Below are 23348 nucleotides of genomic sequence, written 5' to 3'. Positions count from 1 at the left end.
GCCCGGCGCGTCTACCCGGCGGCCTTGGGCTCCTTGAGCCCGGTGCGGCCCTCGCGTTCCTGCAGCACGGCCGCCACGTCCGCCGGGGAGACGCCGATCTCGGCCATGGCGAACAGCGTGTGGAACAGCAGGTCGGCCACCTCGGTCGCCAGTTCGGGACCGTCACTGTTCTTCGCGGCGAGCAGCACCTCGCCCGCTTCCTCACTGATCTTTTTCAGGATGCGGTCCAGGCCGCCGGCGTGCAGGCGGGCCACGTAACTGTTCTCCGGCAGCGTGGCCAGCCGTTCGGTGATCGTGGCGTACACGCGTTCCAGCGTGCCGTCCAGCCCCGCTGCGGGTGCCTCACCGCTCAGCAGCGGCTGGTGGTAGCAGGAGTAGGCGCCGGTGTGGCAGGCGGGGCCGGTCTGGACCACGCGGTACAGCAGGCTGTCGCCGTCGCAGTCGGCCTGAACGTCCACCACCTGCTGCGTGTGGCCGCTCGTGGCGCCCTTGACCCACTGCTCGCCGCGCGAGCGGGACCAGTAGGTGGCTTCACGAGTCTGCAGCGTGCGCTGCACGGCGGCGCGGTCGGCCCAGGCCTGCATCAGCACCGCGCCGGTGCGGGCGTCCTGCGTGACGACCGGGATCAGGCCGGTGGTGGGGTCGAACTTCAGGTGCTCAGGCAGGGCCGGGGCGGTCATGCGTCTCTCCAGTCGGGGCGCACGGGGAGCCCCTGGCTTTTCAGGTAGGTTTTCACCTGCGGGACGGTCAGTTCACCGAAGTGGAAGACGCTCGCGGCGAGCGCAGCGTCGGCGTTCCCACCGTCGTCGCCGGCCAGCAGCACGTCCCGGAAATCGTCGAGTTTCCCGGCGCCGCCCGACGCGATCACGGGCAGGTCCACGGCGCGTGCCACGGCGCGCGTGGCGTGCAGGTCGAAGCCGGCGCGGGTGCCGTCGGCGTCCATGACGTTCAGGCAGATTTCGCCTGCGCCGAGCGTCTGGCCGCGCGTGGCCCACTCGATCAGGTCCAGGCCGGTGTCCACGCGGCCGCCCGCGCGGAACACGTTCCAGCCCAGGCCGTCCGGGCGGCGTTTGGCGTCGATGCTGAGCATCACGCACTGCGCTCCGTAGTGGTCGCTCGCTTCGCGGATCAGCGCCGGTCGGCTCAGGGCGCCGCTGTTCACGCTGATCTTGTCCGCGCCGGCCAGCAGCAGCTGACGGAAGTCGCTCAGGTGGTTCACGCCGCCGCCCACGGTGAGCGGCATCATGACCTGCTCAGCCACGCGCGCAGCCACGTCGAGCATCAGGCTGCGGCCTTCGTGGGTGGCGGTGATGTCATAGAACACGAGTTCATCGGCCTGCTGCGCCTCGTAGGCCTGCGCGAGCTGCAGCGGATCGCCGGCGTCGCGGTGGTTCTCGAAGAACCGGACGTTTTTCACCACCCGGCCGCTTTGCACGTCCAGGCAGGGAATGATGCGCTTGGTCAACATGAGTCCGAGTCTACGCGCTGCCTGCGCCATGCGGTGGGGGCCTGCCCAGCCGGCGGGGCGGGAGGCAGATTCAGCAGGATGTCTCACTCTGTTAAACAAGCTTAAGGAAAAGCTCATGGAGTTTGCTAAACTGCGGGTCACTGGCGGCACGTCGCTGCCGGGGACTCAGGCGACCCAGCTTCAGGGGGACACCGTGGACACCCGCAGAATCCTGTTGATCGACGACAATGCCAACGACGTGGAACTGGCCCTCACCGCGCTGGACGAGGGCACCACCGACACCCGGCCGGCCGTCACGGTGGCCAGCAGCGGCCCTGAGGCACTGCGTCAGCTGCGCGCCGCCCACGCCGCCGGCACCCTCCCCGACCTGATCCTGCTGGACCTGAAAATGCCGCAGATGGACGGCCTCGCCGTACTCGACGCCATTCGCGCCGAGCCCGGCGTGCAGGGCGTCCCGGTCGTCATGCTGACCACCAGTGGTGAGAGCCGCGACATCCGCGACTCCTACGCGCACGGCGCCAGCGGATACGTGGTCAAGCCGCTGGACTTCACGCAGTTCCGCGAGGCGCTGCGTACCATCCAGGCGTTCTGGACCGCGCTGAACCGGCCGCCCATAACTCCCTGAACCTTCCCGGGGCAAGTCAGAGGAAATCCGTAACGGCCCTTCAGGTCCCCCCACGCCCGGAGCGTTAGCCTGATCGCATGCGTGTGTATATCGGCTGCGGCGGCTACAGCAACGACGACTGGGCGCAAAGCGGCCTTCTGTACGACGGCGTGCGCAAGGACGACTACCTCAGCGCCTACTCCAGGCATTTCGACGCCGTGGAACTGAACTCCTCGTTCTACGCCATTCCCGGGCTGAAAGCCTTCGAAGGAATGCTACGCAAAAGCGGCGGCCGCACCCGGTTCGCCGTGAAACTCAACAAGGTCTTCACGCACGACCGCGCCCCCACCGACGCGGACTTCGACCGCATGCTCCAGAGCCCCGAACCGCTGCGCGAAGCCGGTCTGCTCGGCCCGTACCTCGCGCAGTTCCCCTACTCCTTTCACCGCACGGCCGCCAACCGCCGCTACCTGCAGATGCTTGCTGAACGCTTCGCCGGCCACGAACTGGCCGTGGAGGTCCGCCACGCCGACTGGGACCGGCCCGAGGTGCGCGAAGGCATGGCCGAACGCGGCCTGATCTGGGTCAGTCCGGACTACCCACCCGCCGGCGGGCTGCCCGAACCGCAGCTGCACGTCACCGCGGACGTCGGGTACCTGCGGCTGCACGGCCGCAACGCCGGCGCCTGGTGGGAAGGCCAGAGCGCCGCCGAACGCCACGACTACCGCTACTCCCGCGCCGAGATGGACGAATGGGCACAGAAGATCGCGCTGGTCAACGACGACCTCAGCGAGCTGTACGTGTTCTTCGAGAACACCACCAAAGGCCACGCGCTGAAAAACATCCCCATGCTCCGCGACGCCCTGAACGCACACGGCGTTCCGGTCCAGGCCCCTGACCCCCTCGAAGGCGCGGAGGACGACGGCCGCCTGTTCTAGGAGCCACGACCCTGGCGCAGCACCTCCAGCACAGCCTGCACGCCGCGCCGGGTGGCAGCCAGAGCTTCAGGGAGCCGCCACGCCGCCCGGTCCCGCGGGCCGACCGGGTTGCTCACGCCCCGCACCTCCAGCGCCGGCACGCCGGCCAGCAGCGCCGCGTGCGCCACGCCCGCACCCTCCATGCCTTCCGTCAGCGCGCCGGGGTACCGGGCCTCCAGGGCGCGGGCGGCGTTCAGACTGCCCGTCACGCTGCACAGCGTCAGGGCGGGTCCCAGCGGCGCTCCCGCGCGGGCGGCCACCTGCGCCGCCCTGTCCCAGACGGAAAACACCGCGTCCTGAGTGCCGTCCGGCTGAACGGACAGGCCCAGCTCGCCCAGAGGCAGAAACACCGGGCCGTCCCAGGCACCCAGATCCGCCTGCACGATCACGCTGGACACCGCCAGGTCGCCCGGCAGCAGACCACTGCCCGGGTACGCACCGCCAATCCCGGCACTCACGACCACCGCTGCCGGCGCGGCCGCCAAGGCCCGCGCCGTGGCCAGGGCCGCCGCGACCGGCCCCACGCCACTGACCACCACACGGGCCGGCAGATCCGTGAGGCGCGCGGCCTCCCCGGAGGTGGCCACCACGATCAGCGCTGCGTGAGAGTCGGTCATGCCCGGCAGCGTAACGCCCCGGGTGTACCCTCAGGGCGTGAGCCTGTTCAGACTGGAAGGAAAACGTGCCCTCGTGACGGGCGGCAGCAAAGGCATCGGGCTGGCAGCGGCGCAGGACCTGATCCGGCTGGGCGCCCACGTCACCATTGCCGCGCGCGGAGAGGACGCGCTGCGCCGCGCCGCAGACGCCACCGGCGCCCAGTGGGTGGTGGCGGACGTCAGCACCCCCGAGGGCGTGCGCGCCGCCGTGCAGGCTGCCGGCGACGTGGACATTCTGGTGAGCAACGCCGGCGGTCCGCCGCCCTCGCTGCCCAGCCAGGTGAGCGAGGCCGCGTGGACGCAGGGCTTCCAGACGACCTTCATGAGCACCGCCCGCCTCGCTGAGGCGGTCCTGGGTGGCATGCGGGAGCGCCGCTGGGGCCGCATCATTGCCGTCACCAGCCTCACGGTGGGCCGCCCCTCACTGACCCTGCCGGTCAGCAACGCCATGCGCGCCGCCGTGACCAACCACCTGCGGACCCTGGCACTGGAGGTCGCGTCGGACGGCGTGACCTGCAACACCGTCGCGCCCGGCTACACCGCCACAGAGCGCCTGCAGGCGCTGCACGCCAACCCCGACGACGCCGAGCGGCTCAAGGCCCGCATTCCGGCGCGGCGCTTCGGGGAGCCAAGCGAGGTGTCGGCCGCGGTGGCCTTCCTCGCCACGAACGAAGCGGCGTACATCACCGGGCAGGAGATCCTGGTGGACGGCGGCTGGGGTATCTGAAGGGCACGCGCGGCGCCGCAGGCAGTCTCGCCGGTGCGGGCCGGCCCCCCGCGAAGTGGACCCTGGTCAGCGGTGGCGGCAGAGCCGCGCTCTTCATTCACTGTCCGTTGACCCACGCCCATTAAGGTTTGATAGGTGAGGGCAATCTCATCCAATTTCCTTCCACTCGCATACCTTCAGGGTAGAGACCTGCGTCACTTCCGCCCCGCCACTGCTGCCGCGCCCGGCGCGCCCACAAGGAGTACACCATGTTCGGACCTCTGGAAATTATTCTGGTTATCGTCGTCATCGCCCTGATCTTCGGCGCCAAGAAGCTCCCCGAGCTCGGCCGGGGTCTCGGGCAGGGCATCAAGGAGTTCAAGAAGGAAACCCACGCCGACAAGCCCGTCACCGACGTCGCCTCCCGCCAGCTGGACCCCGTGACCGGCGCGCCCATCAGCACCCAGGCGCACGTCAGCGAGACCGCCGGCGACCGCCGCTGAGGCCCACGCCATGCCGAACCCGGACTCCACTCAGCTGCACAGCGCTCCTCTGTTCGACCATCTGGACGAACTGCGCAAGCGGCTTATCATCAGCGTAATCTGCCTGGCCCTCGGCATGGCGGCCGCCTTCCAGTACCGCGCGCAGCTGATTGACCTTGTCAAGGTACCCCTGAACGCCTCGGAGCTGTACCGCAAAGGCACCGTTGAACTGGTCACGCTGAACCTCACGGACCAGTTCGTGCTCAGCCTCAACCTGTCCTTCTGGGCAGGTCTGGCGGTGGCCCTGCCGCTCATCCTGTGGCAGGTGTGGCTGTTCATCGCGCCGGGCCTGTATGACCACGAGCGCCGCTGGGCACTGCCGTTCATTGTCGGGGCGGGCCTCTCGTTCGTACTGGGCGCCGTGTTCGGGTACCGGCTGGTGCTTCCCACCATGGTCGGGTTCCTGCTGGACTTCCTCGGCGGGGCGGTCACGCCCATCCTCAGCCTGGGCAGCTACATCGGGACAGTCACCACGTTCCTCGTGGCGTTCGGCCTGTCCTTCGAACTGCCCATCCTGGCCGTGATCCTCACCCGCATCGGGCTGGTGAACCACGTGATGCTGCGCCGCGGCTGGCGCATCGCGCTGGTGGTCATCATGGTGTTCGCCGCGATTATCACCCCCACGCCCGACCCCACCAGCATGCTGATGGTCGCCGTGCCGCTGTACGTCCTGTACGAGCTGGGTGTCGTGCTCTCCCGCGCGTTCCGCGTCGTGGCCCCGGAAGAAAATCCGGCCCCGCTGAGCTTCTGAGGAAGACAGCCCCGCGCGGCGGCCCACCCTGAGCACCCAGGGTGGGCCGCCGCCTCTGACCTTTACGCTCTACACTACAAGGCACCTATGGATCCTGTTTTCCTGCAGATTGGCAGCTTCACCGTGGCCTGGTACGGCGTCCTGATCACGCTGGGCATCGTGGCCGGCGTGTGGGTCGGCACCCGCATGGCCCGTGAACGCGGCCTGAACGTCGACCTGTTCAACGACATGATCCTCTGGATGATCGTGTGGGGCCTGGTGGGCGCCCGGCTCGTGTTCGTGGCCACCTCCTGGCAGCAGTTCGAGAACATTCCCTTCCCGCGCGTGCTGCTGGACATCGTGAACCTGCGCCAGGGCGGCATCAGTATTCACGGCGGCCTGATCGGCGGGATTCTGGTGATGCTGTACTACGCCCGGCGCAAGGGCATGGACTTCTACCGGTACGCGGACCTGTGCGTACCCGGCGTGGCGTTCGGCATTATCGGCGGGCGCCTGGGGAACATCATGAACGGCACCGACACGGTCGGGCGGGTCACCGGCTGGCCCGTGGGCTTCCGCTGGCCCGACAGCGCCCGCGCCTTTCACGACGGCATGTGCGTCCGCGCTCCTAGCCCCGACATGGACCTGTCGCAGTACTGTCAGCAGATCGGCGGGCAGATCGTCATGACTGCGCCCGTGCACTTCACGCAGATGTACGGCGTGATCATCGGCGTCATTCTGTCTGTCGCGGCATTCTTCTGGCTGCGCTCCCGCATCCCCGGCTGGGCGTTCTGGCAGTTCTGGCTGTGGTACAGCGTGCTGCGCGCCGGATGGGAGGAAACCTTCCGCCTGAACCCGCTGCCCATCAAGCTGCACCTCAGCCAGGGCCTGGACGCTTCGGGCATCGGCCTGCTCACGGAAACCCAGATCATCAGCATCCCCTTGATCATCGCCAGCGTCTGGATGCTGCTGCGCCTGCGCCGCCGCGGCGCGCCGGTTCAGACGGCACCGGGCCAGGCCGAACCCACCGCCTGACCTTGCTCCGCCACACCGGAGGGTGACCCTGCGCGGGGTCACCCTCCGGTCTTGAGTGGCGCTGAGCGCAGCGGGGCGGGCCGGGCAGCCCGCTTGGTACAGTGGGCAGGCTATGACTGAACAGAACCGTCCGCTGGACGTCGTGATTCTCGCCGCGGGGCAGGGCACCCGCATGAAGTCCAGCCTGCCGAAGGTGCTGCACCCCGTGGCGGGCCGCCCCATGGTGGCGTGGGCCGTGAAGACCGCGCGTGACCTGGGCGCCCGGCAGGTGGTGGTCGTGACCGGTCACGGCGCCGAGCAGGTCGAGGCGGCCCTGCGCGGCACCGGCGTGGTGTTCGCCCGGCAGGCCCAGCAGCTTGGCACCGGACACGCCTTCCTTCAGGGCCTGGGAGCGCTGGACGCTCAGGCGGGCGCAGACGTGCTGGTGCTGTACGGTGACACGCCCCTGCTGCGCCCCGAGACGCTGCGCGAACTGCTCGACGATCACCGCGCGCGCGGCAGCGCTTTCACGGTGCTGACCGGCGAACTGCCGGACGCCACCGGATACGGGCGCATCATCCGTGACGCGCACGGGCGCGTCGAACGCATCGTGGAGCAGAAGGACGCCACGGCCGAAGAGCGCGCCGTGCAGGAATTCAACAGCGGCGTGTACCTGATGGACGCCCGCGCCCGCGACCTTGCCCGGCGCATCACGAACGACAACGCCGGTGGAGAGTACTACCTCACCGATCTGCTCGGCCTGTACCGCGCCGAGGGCGCCGACGTGCAGGCCTTCAAACTCGCCGACCCGGGCGAGGTTATGGGGGCCAATGACCGCAGCGGCCTTGCCGACGCGGAAAGCATCATCCGCCGGCGGATCACGCAGGCGCACATGCGCGCCGGTGTGACCATCCCCATGCCGGAAACGGTGTACATCGAGGACACCGTCCAGGTGGGCCGGGACGTGACCCTGGAACCTGGCGTGATCCTGCGCGGGCAGACACGCATTGACGAGGGCGTCACGGTCGGCGCGTACAGCGTGGTGACCGACAGCGTGCTGGAGCGCAGCGTGAAGATCAAGGCACACAGCGTCCTGGAGGGTGCGCAGATTGGCGCCGGCAGTGACGTGGGGCCCTTCGCGCGCCTGCGGCCCGGCACCACGCTGGGCGAGCAGGTGCACATCGGGAACTTCGTGGAGACCAAAAACGCGCAGCTGGCCTCCGGCGTGAAGGCCGGGCACCTCGCGTACCTGGGGGACGTCACCATCGGCGCAGAAACGAACGTCGGAGCCGGCACCATCGTCGCGAACTTCGACGGGGTGAACAAGCACCGCACGCAGATTGGCGCCGGCGTGTTCATCGGCAGCAACAGCACCCTGATCGCTCCGCGCGCCGTGGGTGACGCGGCGTTCATCGCGGCCGGCAGCGCCCTGCACGACGACGTCCCTGAAGGTGCCATGGCCGTGGCGCGCGGCAAGCAGCGCAACATCGAGGGCTGGTCCCGCCGCTACTGGGGCGGCCTGCGCGAGAAGGTGCAGGTTAAACTCCCGTGGCTGGCCGGCTGGCTCGACCGACAACGCTGAATGCGGGATACGGCAGAAGGGGGGCAGGCGCCGCGGCGCCTGCCCCCCTTCTGCCGCACACAAGATCCTACGTGCTGGCCGGGACTTCCGGGTGGGCCGACAGGGCCGGGTCCTCCACGCGCCGCAACGCCGGGTTCAGCAGCTGTCCCGCCGCGGCCGCGGCCAGGATCAGCCCCGCCACGACCGCCACGCTGCCCGGCGCGTACCGCGCGGCCAGCACCCCGGCCAGGGCCGTACTGGCCGGCGACGTGAACTGCGCAATCAGGCGCCGCACGCTGAACACCCGGCCCTGCATCTCAGGTGGCACCTGCGACTGCCAGATGCTCTGCGAGTGCGCGTTCATCGCCGGGAGCGTCAGGCCCATCACCAGCAGCGCCGCGGCGGCGGCGGCGACGCTTACGCTCGCTCCGAACGCGGCGAAGGCCAGCCCCGACACGACCATCGGCACCAGTACTCCCAGCACCCGCTGCCGCTTCAGCCCACCCCAGGCGCTGATCAGCACCCCTCCCAGGACGCCCCCCACGCTCTGCGTGACCGCCAGGGTGGCCAGCGCCCCCTGCAACGTCCCGCCCCGCGCGCTCCAGTCGCCTGCCAGGCCGAACTTCGCGATCAGCGGCTCCAGCACGCCCAGGTTGCTGGTGCACAGATTCGCCACGGCGAAGGTCAGCAGCAGGGCCAGCAGCGGCCGCCGCTGCCCGATGAACACCCAGCCGAAACGCATGTCCGCCAGCAGACTGCCGCGCCCCCCGCCCGCCCGCCGCGCCGGGGACGGCACCTTCAGGCGCAGCAGCACGAGCACCGCTGCCAGGAAGGTGACGGTGTCCACGGCGTATGCGAACGGAACCCCGTCCCGCAGGCCCGCCAGCCATTCCGGCCCGGTTCCCTGCGAGCGCAGGAGCGCCGGCACGCCGATCAGCAGCGCCGCCGCCGCCGGACCCACCAGACCCGCCAGGCTCCACACGGTCTGCATCAGGCCATTGGCGCGTGGCAGACGCTCGCGCGGCACGAGGCTGGTGTAGCTCGCGTCGAACGCCGACCCGTGAAAGGTGGATACCAGTCCCATCAGGGCCGCCAGAATCACCAGCGCCCACAGCGGCGCCGCCGGGGACAGCAGCAGGCCCAGCGTGCCCAGTGTCAGGACGGCCCCCGCCACGTCGCAGACCAGCATGATGCGGCGCCGGTCGTGCCGGTCCGTCCACGCTCCGGCCAGGGGCGCGCTGAAGGTCGCCACGAGTGTCCACGCGAGTGCCGTCAGGGACAGCGCCGCCGCCAGCTGTGGTTTCTGCTCGGCCAGTGGAAAGCGCGTCTGCGTCAGGTAGATGTTGAACGCAAAGCCCGCGACGGCCGACCCGATCACACTCAGGGCCTGAGACCCCCACAGCCACAGAAACGTGCGCCACCCGTCCGGCGGGGACAGGGGAGAGGGGGAGGTCGTCATTCCCCCAGCGTAGGCGGCGTCCGGCAGGCACGCATGCGCCAGATGACCTGCCCTACCCTGACCCTATGCTCCGCCTGCACGACACGCCCACGCCTGAAACGGACGCCCTGCTGAGCCGCGCCATGTTCCCCGACCCGGCCCGCGTGCAGGCCGCCCTGCGCCGTTACCGCGCCGACCCGGAGTGGCAGCTGCACACCTGGGTGGTGAACGGCACGCCCGTCAGTGCCGCCGGACTGACCGTGCAGGGCGGCGTGGGCACCGTGCTGCACATCGGCACTCACCCCGGTCTCGCCGGGCAGGGGTACGCGCGCGCGCTCCTGCGCGGCCTGCTCCAGGCCCTGAACCTGCACGCCCTGACCGCCAGCACCGACGACACTGCCGCTGACTTCTACCGCCGCAGCGGCTTCCATGTCGATGAGATCCCCAGCCCCTGGGAACGCCGCCGTTACCGCTGCACGCTCACGCTGGACCGCTGATCACCCCGGCGGGCTGATGCCGAACGCCGCCCAGGCCGCCCGGAGATCCGGATGCGGTATCAGAAGCCGCGCCTCCGGGGACGCCATCCAGCGCAGCATCCACGCCGCGCCTGCCGCCAGCCCGCCGCGCAGGGCGTCCAGCAGCGCCGCGCGGTAGGGCGGAACGCCTCCCTGGTCCCACGCCAGCTTGTCCGCCAGGAACACCACCAGATCCAGAGCGGTCGGGCTGACGTGCAGGGTCGTGTGGCACCGGATGGCCTGCACGACCGTCCCGTCCGTGACGCCGTAGCGCTCCCGGGCCAGCACGGCACTCAGTTGCGCGTGCAGCAGGAGCGGCACCTGGCGTTCCTCAGGCAGGACGCGCACACCCAGCGATTCGCACAGCGGCACCATCCGGTTGCGCGGCACCACGCCCCCCAGGTCGTGCAGGAGCGTCGCCTGCGCCGCGGCTGTCTCCGATCCCCCGAACTGCCGGGCCAGCCGACGCGTCTCTCCCGTCGCACGGGGCACATGTTCACGGATCACTTCGCGCCCGCACGCGGCCAGCAGGGCGTCCACATCCTCGGCCAGTGCTTTCAGGTCTGTCGCGTCACCCGCTCAGGCGCGTGAACCCACAGGCTCCGGCCAGAGCTGCAGGACTCCCGGCACGCCTCACTTCTGCTGGAGTTTCTTGCGTTCCTGCACGGCGAGTTCGTCCACGCGTTCGTTCTCGCCGTGCCCGGCGTGTCCTTTGACCCACACGAACGTCAGGGCGTGCGTTCTGGCCTGCGTGATCAGGTCCTCCCACAGGTCCTGGTTCTTCACGGGGTCTCCGCCGGCCGTTTTCCAGCCGTTGCGCTGCCACTTCAGGATCCAGCCGTCCGTGAAGGCTTTGCGCAGGTACTGGCTGTCCGTCACGACCCGGACCTGGCAGGGCCGCTTGAGGACCCGCAGACCCTCGAGCAGGCCGCGCAGTTCCATGCGGTTGTTGGTGGTGTTCTCCTCGTTGCCGCTGAGAACCAGTTCCTGACCTTTGTAATTCAGGATGGTCGCCCAGCCGCCGTGCCCGGCCTGCGTGTCGCAGGCGCCGTCGCTGTACAGTTCCACGTTCTCCCCGGTCACCGGGAGGTCCGGCTGGATGCCCGCCTTGATGGGCAGGCGGTCGCGCGCCGCCGCCTGCGCCTTCTGCGCGGCGCTCTGAGGACGGTGCGGGCGGCTCACGGGCGCCTCCCGGCGGCCACCGGGCTCAGGGGGGCGCGCCGGGAACGTGAGCGCCGCGCCCCTGGGCCTGCCCCGGGCGTGAACGCTGCAATCACACGTCGTGCCATATCCCGGGAACTGTAGGGAGGGGCGGGCCGTACTGTCAAGCATGATCCGCCCGCCCCTGACCATTCCCGAGCCGGACCGTACGTCCGCAATCATCACGCACCTGTCTCCGCTGGCGGGCTTTCTGATTCCGACGCTGGGCAACCTCCTCGGCCCGCTCGTGGCGTGGCTGGCCTTCCGGGACCGCAGCCGCGCCCTGGATGACCAGGGAAAGGAAGCCCTGAACTTCCAGCTGAGTTTCTGGCTGTACGGGCTGATCGTGGGCGTCGTGGCGTTCGTGCTGTTCAGCCTGGGGCTGCTGGGCGGCGCGGTCGGGGCGGCGGCCGGCGCACCCGACGTGGGGGCGTTTGCGTTCCTGGGCTCCTTCGCGTCATTCTTCCTGTTCTTCCTGCCGGTGATGCTGCTTCTCGGTCTGGTGCCGTTCATTTTCATGATCGTGGCCGTGGTGCGGGTCAGTGCCGGTGAAACGTACCGCTACCCGCTCACGATTCGTTTCCTGAAGTAAGCGTCCCGCCGGAGGGCAGGCTATGCTGGGCCGCATGCGAGTCATGGCGGTATTTGCGCACCCTGACGATGAGATCGGGTGCATCGGGACGCTCGCGGCGCACGCCGCGCGCGGTGATGAGGTCATGCTGGTCTGGACGACCCTGGGTGAACTGGCGAGCCAGTTTGGCGACAAGAGCCACGAGGAGGTCACCCGGGTGCGCCGCGAGCACGGCGCCTGGGTGGCCCGCAGAATCGGCGCGCAGCATCACTTCTTCGACATGGGTGACAGCCGCATGACCGGCGGGCGCGACGAGGCGCTGCAACTGGCGCGGCTGTACGCCCGGTTCCGCCCGAACGCCGTGATCACCTGGAGTGACGATCATCCCCACCCGGATCACCGCATGACCGCCAAGATCGCGTTTGATGCGGTGACCCTGGCGCGCATTCCGAAAATCATCAACGAGCAGGGCGACGAGGTGGCCATGCCGCCCGCCCCGGACCTCAGCGGCGACACGGCCATCGAAAGCGGCGAGGACGTGCGGCGCCTGGACGCCTGGCGGGAGCCCGTGCGGTTCTACCAGTATTACGCGCCGGCCAGTCCGTACCCGGAAGTGTTCGTGAACACCACGGACACGCTCGACGTTGCGGCCGAAGTGATGGCCTACTACCACGCGTTCTACGGGTGGCAGTGGTCGGCCGAGCAGTACCGGGCTGCCCGCGTCGATCTGGGCCGGCTGGCCGGGGTGGGAGCCGCCGAGCGGTTCAACCTGCGCGCGGCGCACCTGCGGGCGCGCGATTACCTCGACTGAGTCCCTCAGGACAGGCCGCTGAGGGCCCTGAGGGCCCGGCGGGACGCGAGGCACCGCCCCGGCGCGCTACAGTGGCCCTCACCATGTCGGAGTCCATTCATATCAAGCAGACCATCGTGGTCAGGTCCCGTCCGGACGTGCTCTACCGCCTGGCGCTGGAACCCAGGCGACGCGTGAAGTGGGACCCGAACCTCGTGAAGGCCGAGTACGAGGGCGAGGGTGGCCGCCTGACGAACAACGCCCTGGTGCGCTTTAAGTTTGCCAGGCGGCTCCTGGGTCTGAGTTTCTCCGCGCGGTACGGACAGCTGCAGGCGCCCCAGCGCGGCGGCTGGGAGAGCGTGCGGCACGTGGGGCCGCTGGAGAAGCTCACGCAGGGCTGGGTGTTCAAACCCATGCCCGGCGGCACGGAGGTGACCCTCACCGTGAACGGCAAGGTCCGCTTCAAGTGGGTCAGGGTGCCGGTGGAGCGGATCCTGCACAACATGGTGGCCACCACCCTGCTGGAGCTTCAGCGCACCGTGGACGCCCAGGGCGCCCAGCTGATGGAGGACATGGGACGCGAACTGGCCGAGAAGCAGAAAGCGGATCAGAAGGCCGCGAAGGCCGCCCGCCGCAAAGGGTAGACCTGGGTCAGAGAGGAGGGCTCCCTGTGGTGGGGAGCCCTTTCCGAGGGCGTTACAGTGAACCGTCCGGGGTGAGCATCAGGACCGTGCCGTCCTTCGTGCCGAACGCGGTCCAGGGCTCGTCGGCCCGCACGCGGTAGCCCTCGGCGGGGCGCAGGCGCACAAAGTTGTTCAGCGGAAGGTCCACGATCGCCTCGCCACTCAGGCACACCAGCCAGCCCGTCTCGGCCGGGCCGGTCAGGGTGCCGTGCAGGTGAACCACGCGGACGTTGCCGCCGGGGAGACGCACCCACTCCCCGGCGCTGCCCTGCGCGAGCCGGGCGAGGTGCAGCGCCTGCGGGGTCTCCGGGTGGGTGCGGGGCGGCAAGGGCGCCTTACTCCCCGCGCGCGGCCTGGTTGAGTTTCTTGCTGGCCTGCAGCGCCATTCCCTTGGCTTTCTTCACGTCCAGGCCGAGTTCCGGCGCGACGTCTTCCACCTTGCGGCCGCCCTCCCGGGTGGCAGTGACCAGTTGCTGTTCCTGCGCACTCAGGACGCCCAGGTGCGGTTTGAGGTCGGTCCAGGTGAAGCTCGCCTTGGGGGCCGCCTTGGCCGGGGTGACCTTTGCCGGTCCTTTGCCGGACCGGCCCGCCGGCGCTTTCACGGCCGCCTTTTTACTGGGTGCCTTCTTCGCGGCGGGTTGTCTGGTGGGGGCCGCCTTGCGGGGGGTCTTGCCGGCTTTCTTCTGGGGTTCCTTGCCGCGCTCCTCCAGGATCTCCAGGGCCCGTTCAGCACTGAGGGTGGCTTCCTCCTCACCTTTGCGGAGCGTGGCGTTGCGTTCCCCGTCGGTCAGGTAGGGCCCGAACCGGCCGGACTTCAGGAAAATGGGCGCGCGCCCTTCGAATTCAAAGGTGCGCAGGGGCGCCGCCGCGGCCCCGCGGCCCCGGCCGAAGCGCGGCTGGTTGAACAGCGCCTCGGCCTCCTGCATCCCAACGGCAAACAGGTCCTCGTGGGTGCTCAGGGAGCGGCTGTCACTGCCGCGCTTGAGGTACGGGCCGTACTTCCCGTTGAAGGCCCAGACCTCCTCCTCCCCGCTGACCCCCACGAGGCGCGGGAGACTCAGGAGCTTCAGGGCGCGTTCCAGGGTCAGGGCGTTCAGGTCGTCGCTGGGGAACAGGCTGGCCGACCGGACCGGAGGGTTGGTGTCCCCGAGCGTCACGTACGGCCCGTACCGGCCGGCGCGCGCCACGACCGGGTGCCCACTGTCCGGGTCGGTGCCCAGGGGGCGGTCCCCGGTCGGGCGGGCGAGCAGTTCCTCGGCCTTCTCGGCCGTCAGTTCATCCGGCGCGAGGTCTTCGGGGAGGTTCGCTTTCTGCTCGCCGCGTTCCATGTAGGGACCGTAGCGGCCCACGCGCACCTCGATGCCGGAGTCCTGGAGTTTCGGCACGCGGATCGTGGCGATGCCGCGCGCATCGATCTCGCCCATCTTCGAGTCGATCAGGGGCCGCAGGGCCATGCCCTCCCCATGGTCGCCGAGGTAGAAGCGGCGCAGGTACGGGACGCGCTGCGCGCGGCCGCCGGCGATATCGTCCAGGTCCTCTTCCATTTTGGCGGTGAAGTCGTAATCCACCAGCGAGGCGAAGTGGTGTTCCAGCAGGGCGGAGGTGGCGAACGCCGTCCAGGACGGAACGAGCGCCTGCCCTTTTTTCGTGGCGTACCCGCGGTCCTGGATGGTGCCGAGGATGCTGGCGTACGTACTGGGCCGCCCGATTCCGGCCGCTTCCAGTGCCTGCACCAGGGACGCCTCCGTGTAGCGCGCGGGAGGCTGCGTCTCATGCCCTTCCGGCTTCACGCTGTCGGCCGTGACCCGCTCGCCTTCGCGCAGGGGCGGCAGCGGCGTTTCGCGGTCTTCCAGCGCGGCACTGGGGTCATCGCTGCCTTCCACGTAGGCCCGCAGGAAGCCGGGGAAGTCAATGGTGCGGCCCGAGGCGTTCAGGCCGACCTCCTCCCCGCTGGCCGCGCGTCCGGTCAGGCGGACGCGCAGGCTGCGGCCGCGCGCGTCGGCCATCTGGCAGGCGACCGTGCGCTTCCAGATCAGGTCGTACAGGCGCCACTCGTCGCCGCCCAGTTCGCCGCGCAGGCTGTCGGGCGTGCGGAAACTGCTGCCGGCCGGGCGGATCGCCTCGTGCGCTTCCTGGGCGTTCTTCGCTTTCTTGGCGTAGACGCGGGGTTGCGGCGAGAGGTAGCTGGGGCCGTACATCTGCGTGACCTGGGTGCGGGCGGCCGTCACGGCCTCCGTGCTCAGGTTGGTGCTGTCCGTACGCATGTAGGTGATGTACCCCTGCTCATACAGTTTCTGCGCGGCGCGCATCGTGCGGGTGGCCGCGAAGCCCAGCTTGCGGCTGCCTTCCTGCTGCAGCGTGGACGTGATGAACGGCGGGTACGGCCGTTGGGTGAACGGTTTTTCCTCTGCGCTCGCGACGGTCAGGGCCTGTCCAGCCAGGGCCTGGCCCAGCGCCTGCGCTTCGGGCTCGGTCAGGACCCGGACGTCCGCGCCGGCCTTGAGCTGCCCGGTAAGCGGATCGAAGTCCCGTCCGGCGGCCAGTTTCTGGCCGTTCAGTTCGGTCAGGCGTGCCGGGAAGCTCTGGGCGGCTGCGGTCTGCGCGCTGACCAGCAGGTCCCACCACGAGCCGCTCACGAACTGCATGCGCTCCCGCTCCCGCTCGACCAGCATGCGCGTCGCGACGCTCTGCACGCGGCCCGCCGAGAGTTTGGGCGCCACTTTCTTCCACAGCACCGGGCTGACCTCGTACCCGTACAGGCGGTCCAGAGCGCGGCGCGCTTCCTGGGCCTCGACGAGGTTCGTGTCGATCTGCCGCGGCGCGGCGATCGCGGCCTGAATGGCTTCTTTGGTGATCTCGTGGAACACCATGCGCCGCACCGGCACTTTCGGCTTCAGCTCCTGAAACAGGTGCCACGCGATGCTTTCGCCTTCCCGGTCATCGTCGGTGGCGAGGATGATCTCGTCTGCCTCGGACGCCATCTTGCGCAGTTTTGCGACGTGCTGGCGCTTTTCGGGGGAGACCACGTACAGCGGCTGGAAGTCATTCTCAATGTCCAGGCCCAGCCGCGCCCAGGCCTTGCCCTTGAACCGCTCGGGAATATCCGACGCGCTTTTCGGCAGGTCGCGGATGTGCCCGATGGACGACTCCACCGTGTACCCCTTCCCGAGGTACTTCTCGATGGTGCGGGCCTTGGCAGGCGACTCGACGATAACTAGCGTGTGGGCAGGTGTTCTGGGCATATCAGGGTTGCTCCCTCTACAGGAACTCAGGGTCGAGCGTAGCATGCTCATGCAAAAGCTTCGGGAAGAAGTAGATCAATCCCCCCTCATGGGCCACCCACGCCGCAACTTCTCATGGCAAGGTCAGGGTTCAGATTTTCTTCATGCTAGGCTGCCCGGTATGCGTTCCCGGGGCGCCACCCTTACGCTCTTCCCCCTCGCCGTGACCGCGCTGCTCATGGCAGGTTTCCTGCTGACGCCTGGCCTCCGCGTTCCGGGCGTGCCCACCCCCCACCCCACCGTGGTGGTCCTGGGCGCCGCGCAGTACGCCGGGCACCCCAGCCCTGCCTTCCGGCGCCGGCTCGATCACGCCCTGGCGTTGTACCGGGCCGGGCATGTCAGGCACGTGGTCGTGACGGGCGGGCGGCGCCCCGGGGATCCGTACACTGAAGGCGGCGTGGGCACCACCTACCTTCAGGAACACGGCGTGCCGCGCGCTGCCCTGAGCGCCGAAACGCGCAGCCGCACCACCATCGAGAACCTCCAGAATGCCCGCGTGACCCTGCCGCCCCGGACCCCTGTCACCCTGGTCACCGACGAGGCGCACGCCCCCCGCGCCCTGGCCCTGGCGCGCGCGCTCGGCATGAATGCCAATGTCAGCGCCAGCCCCCTGAGCCCCCACGTGAGCCGCACGTACCTGCTGCGCGAGAAGCTCGCCCTGTTCGGCTACGCCCTCCTGGGCCTCGGCCTGTAGACAGAACCACAGGGAGAAGGAGGGCGCGGGGCAATCCCGCGCCCTCCTTCTCCCTGTGCCGTACCTCTTTCAGCGTCTTAGCCGCCGGGTCACTCCTGCCACCTCCGGCATCCGCAGGGCCAGCGCACCCCCCAGGTACGCCGCAAGGCCCGCGCCGCCCGCCACGGCCAGCACCGGCAGACTGGTGAGGAGAAAGCCCGGCTGAACCGGAAGCAGACGCGCGGTCACCCACGCCACGCCGCCCGACAGCGCCGCGAGCGGCACGACGCGCAGCAGGTGCCCGGCCACCTCCCGCGCCGGGAAGCCCACCGCCCGGCGGTACAGGAGGATCAGGGCGGCCGTCATCAGCAGGCCACTGACCGTGGTGCTCAGACCGAAGCCGATCAGTCCCAGCGGCGGCACCAGCAGGCGGTACAGGCCAACTTCCAGCACGAAGCCGACCGCGCTGATCGTCACGGCCTCCCGGGTCCGTTCCCGGGCGTAGAAGGTGCGCAGCAGCACCGTCACCAGCGCCCACGGCACCAAGGCCAGCGCCCAGCTGCGCAGGATGCCCGCGCCGGACGCGAACTTCACGAGTTCCTCCTGGCTCCCCGGGGCGTGCATGTTCACCACGCTGATGGCATGCGGGGCCAGGGCGATCATCAGGGCGCTCATGGGCGCCGCCAGGAACGTCGTGGTGCGGACTGTGCCGGCAGTCAGGGCGCGGAACTGCGTCCAGTCCTTCTCCGCCGCGGCCTGCGAGAACCGCGGGAAGGCCGCCAGCACAGGAGAAACCACGAACAGGCCGTTTACCATGGTGAACAGCGCCTGCGCATTGAAGTACCCCGTGGTCGTGCCCTCCCGGAACAGCCGCTGATCGGAGAGCATGTTGATCACCCACACGTTCAGGAACTGCCTCGCTCCGGCCGTCAGCGTGAACGGCGCCATCTGCCGCAGCACGCGCGCCACCGCCGGATGCGGCTTCAGACTGGGGGTCGGCAGCAGCCCGAAGCGGTTCAGGGCCGGGAGCTGCACGACCAGTTGCGCCACCCCGCCGAACAACCACCCGAAAGCCAGCCACGTGGCGGTGTCGGGCAGCAGCAGCAGCGCCGCGATGCTGGCGATGTTGAACGCGACCGGAGCGAAACTGCTTTCCCGGAAGTGCTCATCGGCATTCAGGATGCCCATCGCCACGGCAGACAGGCTGATCAGCATCAGGAACGGCATGACCAGTCTCGTCATGTACAGCGCCAGCACCGGATCAACGTTGGTCTGGCTCGGCAGGAGCAGCGCGACCAGCCACGGCGCCGCGAGAATCCCGGCGGCCATCAGCAGCAGGTTCACGGCGATCAGGATGCCGCTGAACGTCTGCGCCAGCTGACGCCGGCCGGCATCATCCAGGGACTTGTACACCGGAATGAACGAGTTGACCAGTGCGCCCTCAGCCAGCAGTTCGCGCAGCAGGTTCGGAATGGTGACGGCCACATTGAAGGCGTCGGTGAGCCGCGCATCGAACAGATTGATCACCAGCTGCCGCAGGATGCCGCTCAGGCGCGACCCCAACGTGCCCAGCATCACGATGATGGTGTTCGCCCGCAGCGACCGTTTCGGTGGTGCGGGCGGCGGAGCGGCAGGCGGCCCGGCGTCCTCGAACGTCATGTTCAGCTCGGGCGGGGCGGGCGGCAGGCCGGAGGGCGGAAGACTCACCGCGCCACTGTAGCGCCGCGCCCACACCCGCAGGGCCGGATCAGGACTCCAGGGTGCGCGCCTGCCCGTCCGGGCCGACGAACAGGCGTGCCGCGCCAAACGTGACCGGCAGCGTCAGGCCCTGCAGGTACGCCTGGAGCGGCGCGGGCATCGCCGTGACATGAAACGGCTCACGCGGCCACGCCACCAGACGGTACACGCCCGGCTCGCCCGGTACGTGGTCGTACACGAACGCGCCGCGCCGCTGCGGGGCCGCGAGGTGCTCGTCGAAGCCGCCAGCCGGGGCGTTCGGGTCTTCCGTTTCAGGCCGCGTGTCGATCCACACGTGGGTGGCTTCCAGGAGTTCCTCGGACACCAGCGCGGCGGCCGGGACGGTGTCATCGCCGGCTGCCAGGAACTGCGCGACGTGACCGGCCTGATCTGCGGCGAACCAGTCGAACTCCACGCCGGCGATCTCCTCCCGGGTCAGCGAGGTGTGGGTCTGTCCGCTCATCGGGGCTGGTTCAGGAGCGCCTGAACGGGCGTCGTCGCCTCGGGAAACCGCACCGTAACGTTCACGGTCGTGCCGGACGGCGTGGCAGGATCCACGTTGATCCAGTGACTCGCGAGCACCGGCGGGTTCGGCTGCGGGTCAATGGCGCGCACCAGCACGCGGCCCTGCGGGGGCACGAACGCGCACCAGCCTTCCTGCGTCGCCTGAAACGCCCGCACGGGCAGCACACTCTGCAGCGTCAGCTCGTCCGGGGTGGCCCAGTACTCGATCAGCAGCGTGGCCTGCGTGCGCTCGAGGTCCTCGCGCGCCACGTCCAGCTGAATCTCGATGCTGTCGGCCCGCCCCGGCACCAGGTTCATCCACCCGGGAACCACGAGGCGGCCACTACGGGCGCTCTTGAACTGCTGAGGGGCGGCTTGCGTCATGCCGCCCAGCGTACCGCACGCAACCGCCAGGTGCCGTGCTCAGCCGCGCTGCACGGTGCCGATCAGGGCGCGCACCGCCAGGAACCCCACCAGGAAAAACAGCAGCGGGGTGAGGTTCACGGTTACTTCCGCGTCCTTCTCGGGCTCCAGGGCATTCTGGCGGCGGTACTTGATCATGCCGCCCAGCGTACGACGCCCCGCCCTGCGCCGCGCTCAGCCGGGCCTTCACCTGCCCTTGTGCTCCGCGCCTGTCCAGCCCACGCGGCCCCCTGTGAGGCCAGTCGTTGCGTCCGCTCCCGCGCGGGGGGTAGAACTGCGCGCGTGACCCCCTGCGCCCCGACCGCCACCCTGCCCGCCACCATGCGCGCCCTGAGCAAACTCCACGCCCAGGAAGGCATCTGGATGACCGAGACGGACGTCCCCACACCCGGCCCGAACGACCTGCTCATCAAGGTGCGCAAGGGCAGCATCTGCGGCACGGACGTTCACATCTACAGGTGGGACCAGTGGGCGCAGAACACCATTCCCGTTCCCATGGTCGTCGGGCACGAGTACGTGGGCACCGTGGCCGCCCTGGGCAGTGAGGTGCGTGGCTTTCAGATCGGGGACCGCGTGAGTGGCGAGGGGCACGTCACCTGCGGCCACTGCCGCAACTGCCGCGCCGGACGCCGCCACCTGTGCCGCAACACCTTGGGCGTGGGCGTCAACCGCCCCGGGTCGTTCGCGGAGTACCTCGTTCTCCCGGCTTTCAACGCCTTCCGGCTGCCGGACGACATCCCGGATGACATCGCCGCGATCTTCGATCCGTTCGGCAACGCCGTGCACACCGCCCTGAGCTTCGACCTCGTGGGCGAGGACGTCCTGGTAACCGGCGCCGGGCCCATCGGCGTGATGGCCGCCGCCGTCGCCCGGCACGTGGGCGCGCGGAACGTGGTCATCACCGACATCAACGACTACCGGCTGGACCTCGCGCGCAGGATGGGCGTCACGCGCGCCGTGAATGTCGCCCGGGAAGACCTGCGCAGCGTCATGACCGAACTCGGCATGACCGAAGGCTTCGACGTGGGCCTGGAAATGAGCGGCTCCGGCCCCGCCTTCGCGCAGATGGTGGACGTCATGAACAACGGCGGCAAGGTGGCGCTGCTTGGCATCCCCTCAGGCCGGGTGGACATTGACTGGAACGCCGTGATCTTCAAGATGCTGACCATCAAGGGCATCTACGGCCGCGAAATGTTCGAAACGTGGTACAAGATGGCCGCCCTGATCCAGTCGGGCCTGGACCTCACCCCCGTCATCACGCACCACTTCGGCATCGGTGACTACCAGCAGGGCTTCGACGCCATGCTGGGCGGCCAGAGCGGCAAGGTCATCCTGAACTGGGAGTAGGCGGTCAGGCCGAATGACGGGGTGCCTCGCAAACGCTTCGGGAGGCGCTTCACCGGCCACTCGTCGAGGACATTGAACCGCAGCACTCCTCACCATGAACTCGCCGAGACTGGTCGTTCAATCTGCGCTGACGCCGGTCATCCGGGTGGACGGACTGTTCTCGAAATCTTTCGGGCGGGCACCACGGATGACCGATCGAAGAAATGATGGCATTTCACCCTGACCTCAGGCCCCCGACCTGGTTGTTACGTCACTCCCTCCGGACGGTCATCCGTGAGGTCTCGACCCAGGCAGCGGCACCCTGGCCGAGGCTTTGAGCCACGTGGGGTGAAAGCGTGACTCCTGACGTCCGCGTGGTTCTTCGCCCTCGGTCCACAGGTTCAGCGCTGAGCAGAGGCGTTCGCGCCGTTCGGGTCAGGTGATCCTCTCGCACTCCCGCGGGCCAGTGGGACTGGCGGCGCTGCCCCTGGTGGCCGGAGCAGCACAATCAGCCTGAACGGAGGCCGCCTGTGGGGAGTGCCCCTCCTTTTCCTGGCAGCGCACTCCGTTGCCCCCGCCATCTGGCGGATGCTCCTGCCCGTGTGGGCGCGGCAGACTGTGGGGGATGAGCGTTCCTGTGCAGGTGTGGTGGCCCGGTGATCCGGGCGTCCCTGCCTGCTGACGTTCACCGTCGCGCCGCGCCCGGATCTCGTGTCCGGGCGCGCTTTTTTGTCGTTTCTCGCGGAGAGGGGTGAATCATGCTGAACGGAGTGAGTGGAGCAGGAGAGAAGCCGCGCGTGCTGACGGGGGACCGTCCGACGGGGCGGCTGCACCTGGGGCACCTGGTGGGATCGCTGCGGGCGCGGGTGGCGTTGCAGGAGTCGCACGAGGTGTTCGTGCTGGTGGCCGACGTGCAGGGCCTCACGGATCATTTCGAGCGTCCCGGCGTGTTACGGCGGCACATTCCGGAGGTGATGCTGGATTACCTGTCGGTGGGGCTTGATCCGGCGAAGGTGACGTTCGTGCAGCAGTCTGGTGTGCCGGAACTGGCCGAACTGACCATGTACCTGCTGAACCTTGTGACCGTGTCGAAGTTACGGCAGAACCCGACCGTGAAGACGGAGGTGGCGCAGAAGGGGTTCGGGGCGGCCGTTCCGGCGGGGTTCTTCATCTACCCGGTGGCGCAGGCGGCGGACATCACGGCGTTCGGGGCGCAGGTTGTCCCGGTGGGGGAGGACCAGTTGCCCATGCTGGAGCTGACGCGGGAGGTCGCGCGGCGCTTCAATCTCCTGTACGGCGGCGAGGTGTTGCGGGCGCCGCAGGCGTTGCTGTCGGCGTCGCCGCGTCTGCCGGGCCTGGACGGCAACGCGAAGATGGGCAAGTCACTGGGGAACGCGGCGTACCTGTCGGACACCCAGGCGGAACTGCGCCGCAAGATCATGGGCATGTTTACTGATCCGGCGCATCTGCGCGCCAGCGACCCCGGTCGCGTGGAGGGCAACCCCGTGTTCACGTACCTGGACGCCTTCGACCCGGACGTGGCCCGGGTGCAGGCTCTGAAGGAGCACTACCGCGCCGGGGGCCTGGGGGACGTGGTGGTCAAGAAGCACCTGCTGGACACGCTGGAGGCCGAGTTGGGTCCCATCCGGGAGCGGCGCGTGGGCTACGCGCAGGACCCGCAGGCCGTCATGAAGCTGCTGCGTGATGGCACCGCGCGGGGCCGTGAGGTCGCTGCGGGCACCCTGACCCGGGTGCGGGCCGCGCTGTTCTGAAAAGGAGGCGACGAGAGGAGAGCAGGCCGGGCGCGCACAGGCGGGAACGAACCGGCCGGGTTCGGGCGCCGGGGGCGTCAGGCCGTTGGTCTGATGCGCCCACCCCTCTTTCCCGCTCTGCTCTCACGCCCGTCACCCATCTGCCCCGTGACTACTTTTCTTGAGTGCCGTCGTGTT

The 23348-nt window shown here is 69.2% G+C and carries 26 protein-coding genes; 14 read left to right on the top strand and 12 right to left on the bottom strand.

The features are described from left to right. Window positions 1-11 precede the first annotated feature (11 nt). Window positions 12-680, bottom strand: coding sequence for a bifunctional phosphoribosyl-AMP cyclohydrolase/phosphoribosyl-ATP diphosphatase HisIE (hisIE, locus tag LAJ19_RS10000; RefSeq protein WP_225475614.1), 669 nt, complete (start codon window positions 678-680; stop codon window positions 12-14). Further along, window positions 677-1468, bottom strand: a complete 792-nt coding sequence (gene hisF / locus LAJ19_RS09995) for an imidazole glycerol phosphate synthase subunit HisF (RefSeq protein ID WP_225475613.1) — start codon at window positions 1466-1468, stop codon at window positions 677-679. The genes hisIE and hisF overlap by 4 nt, the downstream gene beginning before the upstream one ends. 193 nt (window positions 1469-1661) lie before the next feature. Between hisF and LAJ19_RS09990 the strand changes: the two genes are divergently transcribed. Together LAJ19_RS09990 and LAJ19_RS09985 are read left to right on the top strand one after the other, a co-directional pair. Beyond that, a complete protein-coding gene (locus LAJ19_RS09990; RefSeq protein ID WP_225523248.1) occupies window positions 1662-2093 on the top strand; it encodes a response regulator in 432 nt (143 codons plus the stop codon). Between the two features lie 77 nt (window positions 2094-2170). Beyond that, window positions 2171-3010: a DUF72 domain-containing protein gene (locus LAJ19_RS09985; RefSeq protein ID WP_225475612.1), complete on the top strand. Its 840-nt coding sequence runs from the start codon at window positions 2171-2173 to the stop codon at window positions 3008-3010. On the opposite strand, the gene mqnB is transcribed toward LAJ19_RS09985, so the two are convergent. Then, window positions 3007-3666: a futalosine hydrolase gene (gene mqnB / locus LAJ19_RS09980; RefSeq protein WP_225475611.1), complete on the bottom strand. Its 660-nt coding sequence runs from the start codon at window positions 3664-3666 to the stop codon at window positions 3007-3009. The genes LAJ19_RS09985 and mqnB overlap by 4 nt on opposite strands. Window positions 3667-3703: 37 nt before the next feature. On the opposite strand from mqnB, the gene LAJ19_RS09975 reads away from it, so the two are divergent. The 5 genes from LAJ19_RS09975 (at window position 3704) to glmU (ending at window position 8279) form a co-directional block, all read left to right on the top strand. Further along, the gene (locus tag LAJ19_RS09975) at window positions 3704-4432 is read left to right on the top strand and encodes an SDR family oxidoreductase (RefSeq protein ID WP_225475610.1); all 729 of its coding nucleotides are present in this window, start codon (window positions 3704-3706) and stop codon (window positions 4430-4432) included. A gap of 248 nt (window positions 4433-4680) precedes the next feature. Beyond that, window positions 4681-4914: a twin-arginine translocase TatA/TatE family subunit gene (locus LAJ19_RS09970; RefSeq protein WP_225475609.1), complete on the top strand. Its 234-nt coding sequence runs from the start codon at window positions 4681-4683 to the stop codon at window positions 4912-4914. Window positions 4915-4924: 10 nt separating this feature from the next. Next, a complete protein-coding gene (gene tatC / locus LAJ19_RS09965; RefSeq protein WP_225475608.1) occupies window positions 4925-5704 on the top strand; it encodes a twin-arginine translocase subunit TatC in 780 nt (259 codons plus the stop codon). Window positions 5705-5791: 87 nt separating this feature from the next. Continuing rightward, a complete protein-coding gene (gene lgt, locus LAJ19_RS09960) occupies window positions 5792-6718 on the top strand; it encodes a prolipoprotein diacylglyceryl transferase (protein ID WP_225475607.1) in 927 nt (308 codons plus the stop codon). A 112-nt stretch (window positions 6719-6830) separates the two neighbouring features. Continuing rightward, entirely contained in the window at window positions 6831-8279 is a 1449-nt protein-coding gene (gene glmU / locus LAJ19_RS09955; protein WP_225475606.1) for a bifunctional UDP-N-acetylglucosamine diphosphorylase/glucosamine-1-phosphate N-acetyltransferase GlmU, read from the top strand. Between the two features lie 67 nt (window positions 8280-8346). Here the strand turns inward: glmU and LAJ19_RS09950 are convergent, their stop codons facing one another. Next, window positions 8347-9717: an MFS transporter gene (locus LAJ19_RS09950; RefSeq protein WP_225475605.1), complete on the bottom strand. Its 1371-nt coding sequence runs from the start codon at window positions 9715-9717 to the stop codon at window positions 8347-8349. Window positions 9718-9782: 65 nt separating this feature from the next. Here LAJ19_RS09950 and LAJ19_RS09945 point away from each other — a divergent pair, with 65 nt between their 5' ends. Next, window positions 9783-10193 (top strand): GNAT family N-acetyltransferase, encoded by a 411-nt coding sequence (locus LAJ19_RS09945; RefSeq protein ID WP_225475604.1) that lies wholly within the window; start codon window positions 9783-9785, stop codon window positions 10191-10193. Here LAJ19_RS09945 and LAJ19_RS09940 read toward each other — a convergent pair whose 3' ends face one another. Together LAJ19_RS09940 and rnhA are read right to left on the bottom strand one after the other, a co-directional pair. Next, window positions 10194-10751 carry an HD domain-containing protein gene (locus LAJ19_RS09940; RefSeq protein WP_225475603.1) on the bottom strand — a complete coding sequence of 186 codons (558 nt, stop codon included), beginning with the start codon at window positions 10749-10751 and terminating at the stop codon, window positions 10194-10196. Between the two features lie 93 nt (window positions 10752-10844). Beyond that, complete coding sequence (gene rnhA, locus LAJ19_RS09935; RefSeq protein WP_225475602.1) at window positions 10845-11393, bottom strand: ribonuclease HI; 549 nt, start codon at window positions 11391-11393, stop codon at window positions 10845-10847. A 148-nt stretch (window positions 11394-11541) separates the two neighbouring features. On the opposite strand from rnhA, the gene LAJ19_RS09930 reads away from it, so the two are divergent. The 3 genes from LAJ19_RS09930 to LAJ19_RS09920 all read left to right on the top strand — a co-directional run bounded on the left by LAJ19_RS09930 (window position 11542) and on the right by LAJ19_RS09920 (window position 13416). Continuing rightward, window positions 11542-12003 carry a DUF4870 domain-containing protein gene (locus tag LAJ19_RS09930; RefSeq protein WP_225475601.1) on the top strand — a complete coding sequence of 154 codons (462 nt, stop codon included), beginning with the start codon at window positions 11542-11544 and terminating at the stop codon, window positions 12001-12003. Between the two features lie 34 nt (window positions 12004-12037). Further along, on the top strand, window positions 12038-12793 hold the full coding sequence (locus tag LAJ19_RS09925) for a PIG-L deacetylase family protein (protein WP_225475600.1): 756 nt from the start codon (window positions 12038-12040) through the stop codon (window positions 12791-12793). An 83-nt stretch (window positions 12794-12876) separates the two neighbouring features. Beyond that, window positions 12877-13416 carry an SRPBCC family protein gene (locus LAJ19_RS09920; RefSeq protein WP_225475599.1) on the top strand — a complete coding sequence of 180 codons (540 nt, stop codon included), beginning with the start codon at window positions 12877-12879 and terminating at the stop codon, window positions 13414-13416. Between the two features lie 52 nt (window positions 13417-13468). Here LAJ19_RS09920 and LAJ19_RS09915 read toward each other — a convergent pair whose 3' ends face one another. After that, on the bottom strand, window positions 13469-13783 hold the full coding sequence (locus LAJ19_RS09915; RefSeq protein ID WP_225475598.1) for a hypothetical protein: 315 nt from the start codon (window positions 13781-13783) through the stop codon (window positions 13469-13471). A gap of 7 nt (window positions 13784-13790) precedes the next feature. After that, a complete protein-coding gene (gene topA / locus LAJ19_RS09910) occupies window positions 13791-16697 on the bottom strand; it encodes a type I DNA topoisomerase (protein WP_225475597.1) in 2907 nt (968 codons plus the stop codon). Window positions 16698-16857: 160 nt separating this feature from the next. On the opposite strand from topA, the gene LAJ19_RS09905 reads away from it, so the two are divergent. Continuing rightward, window positions 16858-17430, top strand: a complete 573-nt coding sequence (locus LAJ19_RS09905; RefSeq protein WP_225475596.1) for a YdcF family protein — start codon at window positions 16858-16860, stop codon at window positions 17428-17430. Between the two features lie 69 nt (window positions 17431-17499). Here LAJ19_RS09905 and murJ read toward each other — a convergent pair whose 3' ends face one another. The 4 genes from murJ to LAJ19_RS09885 all read right to left on the bottom strand — a co-directional run bounded on the left by murJ (window position 17500) and on the right by LAJ19_RS09885 (window position 20211). Beyond that, window positions 17500-19068: a murein biosynthesis integral membrane protein MurJ gene (gene murJ, locus LAJ19_RS09900; protein ID WP_432804243.1), complete on the bottom strand. Its 1569-nt coding sequence runs from the start codon at window positions 19066-19068 to the stop codon at window positions 17500-17502. An 88-nt stretch (window positions 19069-19156) separates the two neighbouring features. After that, window positions 19157-19609 carry a hypothetical protein gene (locus LAJ19_RS09895; RefSeq protein ID WP_225475594.1) on the bottom strand — a complete coding sequence of 151 codons (453 nt, stop codon included), beginning with the start codon at window positions 19607-19609 and terminating at the stop codon, window positions 19157-19159. Beyond that, window positions 19606-20034: a uracil-DNA glycosylase gene (locus LAJ19_RS09890; protein ID WP_225475593.1), complete on the bottom strand. Its 429-nt coding sequence runs from the start codon at window positions 20032-20034 to the stop codon at window positions 19606-19608. The genes LAJ19_RS09895 and LAJ19_RS09890 overlap by 4 nt, the downstream gene beginning before the upstream one ends. 39 nt (window positions 20035-20073) lie before the next feature. Next, a complete protein-coding gene (locus tag LAJ19_RS09885) occupies window positions 20074-20211 on the bottom strand; it encodes a hypothetical protein (protein ID WP_225475592.1) in 138 nt (45 codons plus the stop codon). A gap of 183 nt (window positions 20212-20394) precedes the next feature. Here LAJ19_RS09885 and tdh point away from each other — a divergent pair, with 183 nt between their 5' ends. Together tdh and trpS are read left to right on the top strand one after the other, a co-directional pair. Next, the gene (gene tdh, locus LAJ19_RS09880; RefSeq protein WP_225523247.1) at window positions 20395-21420 is read left to right on the top strand and encodes an L-threonine 3-dehydrogenase; all 1026 of its coding nucleotides are present in this window, start codon (window positions 20395-20397) and stop codon (window positions 21418-21420) included. 737 nt (window positions 21421-22157) lie between these two features. Next, the gene (trpS, locus tag LAJ19_RS09875; protein ID WP_225475591.1) at window positions 22158-23171 is read left to right on the top strand and encodes a tryptophan--tRNA ligase; all 1014 of its coding nucleotides are present in this window, start codon (window positions 22158-22160) and stop codon (window positions 23169-23171) included. Window positions 23172-23348: the final 177 nt, after the last annotated feature.

It is taken from the genome of Deinococcus taeanensis (genome assembly GCF_020229735.1).
GTDB lineage: Bacteria > Deinococcota > Deinococci > Deinococcales > Deinococcaceae > Deinococcus > Deinococcus taeanensis.
This window is presented reverse-complemented; position numbering and strand designations above follow the sequence as displayed.

What these genes read in the sequence shown, in the direction of transcription:
- LAJ19_RS09905 (WP_225475596.1), top strand. Translation starts at nt 16,858, where the DNA reads ATGCGTTCCCGGGGCGCCACCCTTACGCTCTTCCCCCTCGCCGTGACC.
- LAJ19_RS09895 (WP_225475594.1), bottom strand. Translation starts at nt 19,609, where the DNA reads ATGAGCGGACAGACCCACACCTCGCTGACCCGGGAGGAGATCGCCGGC.
- LAJ19_RS09985 (WP_225475612.1), top strand. Translation starts at nt 2,171, where the DNA reads ATGCGTGTGTATATCGGCTGCGGCGGCTACAGCAACGACGACTGGGCG.
- topA (WP_225475597.1), bottom strand. Translation starts at nt 16,697, where the DNA reads ATGCCCAGAACACCTGCCCACACGCTAGTTATCGTCGAGTCGCCTGCC.
- mqnB (WP_225475611.1), bottom strand. Translation starts at nt 3,666, where the DNA reads ATGACCGACTCTCACGCAGCGCTGATCGTGGTGGCCACCTCCGGGGAG.
- tdh (WP_225523247.1), top strand. Translation starts at nt 20,395, where the DNA reads ATGCGCGCCCTGAGCAAACTCCACGCCCAGGAAGGCATCTGGATGACC.
- murJ (WP_432804243.1), bottom strand. Translation starts at nt 19,068, where the DNA reads ATGACGTTCGAGGACGCCGGGCCGCCTGCCGCTCCGCCGCCCGCACCA.
- LAJ19_RS09950 (WP_225475605.1), bottom strand. Translation starts at nt 9,717, where the DNA reads ATGACGACCTCCCCCTCTCCCCTGTCCCCGCCGGACGGGTGGCGCACG.
- hisIE (WP_225475614.1), bottom strand. Translation starts at nt 680, where the DNA reads ATGACCGCCCCGGCCCTGCCTGAGCACCTGAAGTTCGACCCCACCACC.
- glmU (WP_225475606.1), top strand. Translation starts at nt 6,831, where the DNA reads ATGACTGAACAGAACCGTCCGCTGGACGTCGTGATTCTCGCCGCGGGG.
- LAJ19_RS09970 (WP_225475609.1), top strand. Translation starts at nt 4,681, where the DNA reads ATGTTCGGACCTCTGGAAATTATTCTGGTTATCGTCGTCATCGCCCTG.
- trpS (WP_225475591.1), top strand. Translation starts at nt 22,158, where the DNA reads ATGCTGAACGGAGTGAGTGGAGCAGGAGAGAAGCCGCGCGTGCTGACG.
- LAJ19_RS09885 (WP_225475592.1), bottom strand. Translation starts at nt 20,211, where the DNA reads ATGATCAAGTACCGCCGCCAGAATGCCCTGGAGCCCGAGAAGGACGCG.
- LAJ19_RS09930 (WP_225475601.1), top strand. Translation starts at nt 11,542, where the DNA reads ATGATCCGCCCGCCCCTGACCATTCCCGAGCCGGACCGTACGTCCGCA.
- tatC (WP_225475608.1), top strand. Translation starts at nt 4,925, where the DNA reads ATGCCGAACCCGGACTCCACTCAGCTGCACAGCGCTCCTCTGTTCGAC.
- LAJ19_RS09890 (WP_225475593.1), bottom strand. Translation starts at nt 20,034, where the DNA reads ATGACGCAAGCCGCCCCTCAGCAGTTCAAGAGCGCCCGTAGTGGCCGC.
- LAJ19_RS09920 (WP_225475599.1), top strand. Translation starts at nt 12,877, where the DNA reads ATGTCGGAGTCCATTCATATCAAGCAGACCATCGTGGTCAGGTCCCGT.
- LAJ19_RS09925 (WP_225475600.1), top strand. Translation starts at nt 12,038, where the DNA reads ATGCGAGTCATGGCGGTATTTGCGCACCCTGACGATGAGATCGGGTGC.
- lgt (WP_225475607.1), top strand. Translation starts at nt 5,792, where the DNA reads ATGGATCCTGTTTTCCTGCAGATTGGCAGCTTCACCGTGGCCTGGTAC.
- hisF (WP_225475613.1), bottom strand. Translation starts at nt 1,468, where the DNA reads ATGTTGACCAAGCGCATCATTCCCTGCCTGGACGTGCAAAGCGGCCGG.
- LAJ19_RS09945 (WP_225475604.1), top strand. Translation starts at nt 9,783, where the DNA reads ATGCTCCGCCTGCACGACACGCCCACGCCTGAAACGGACGCCCTGCTG.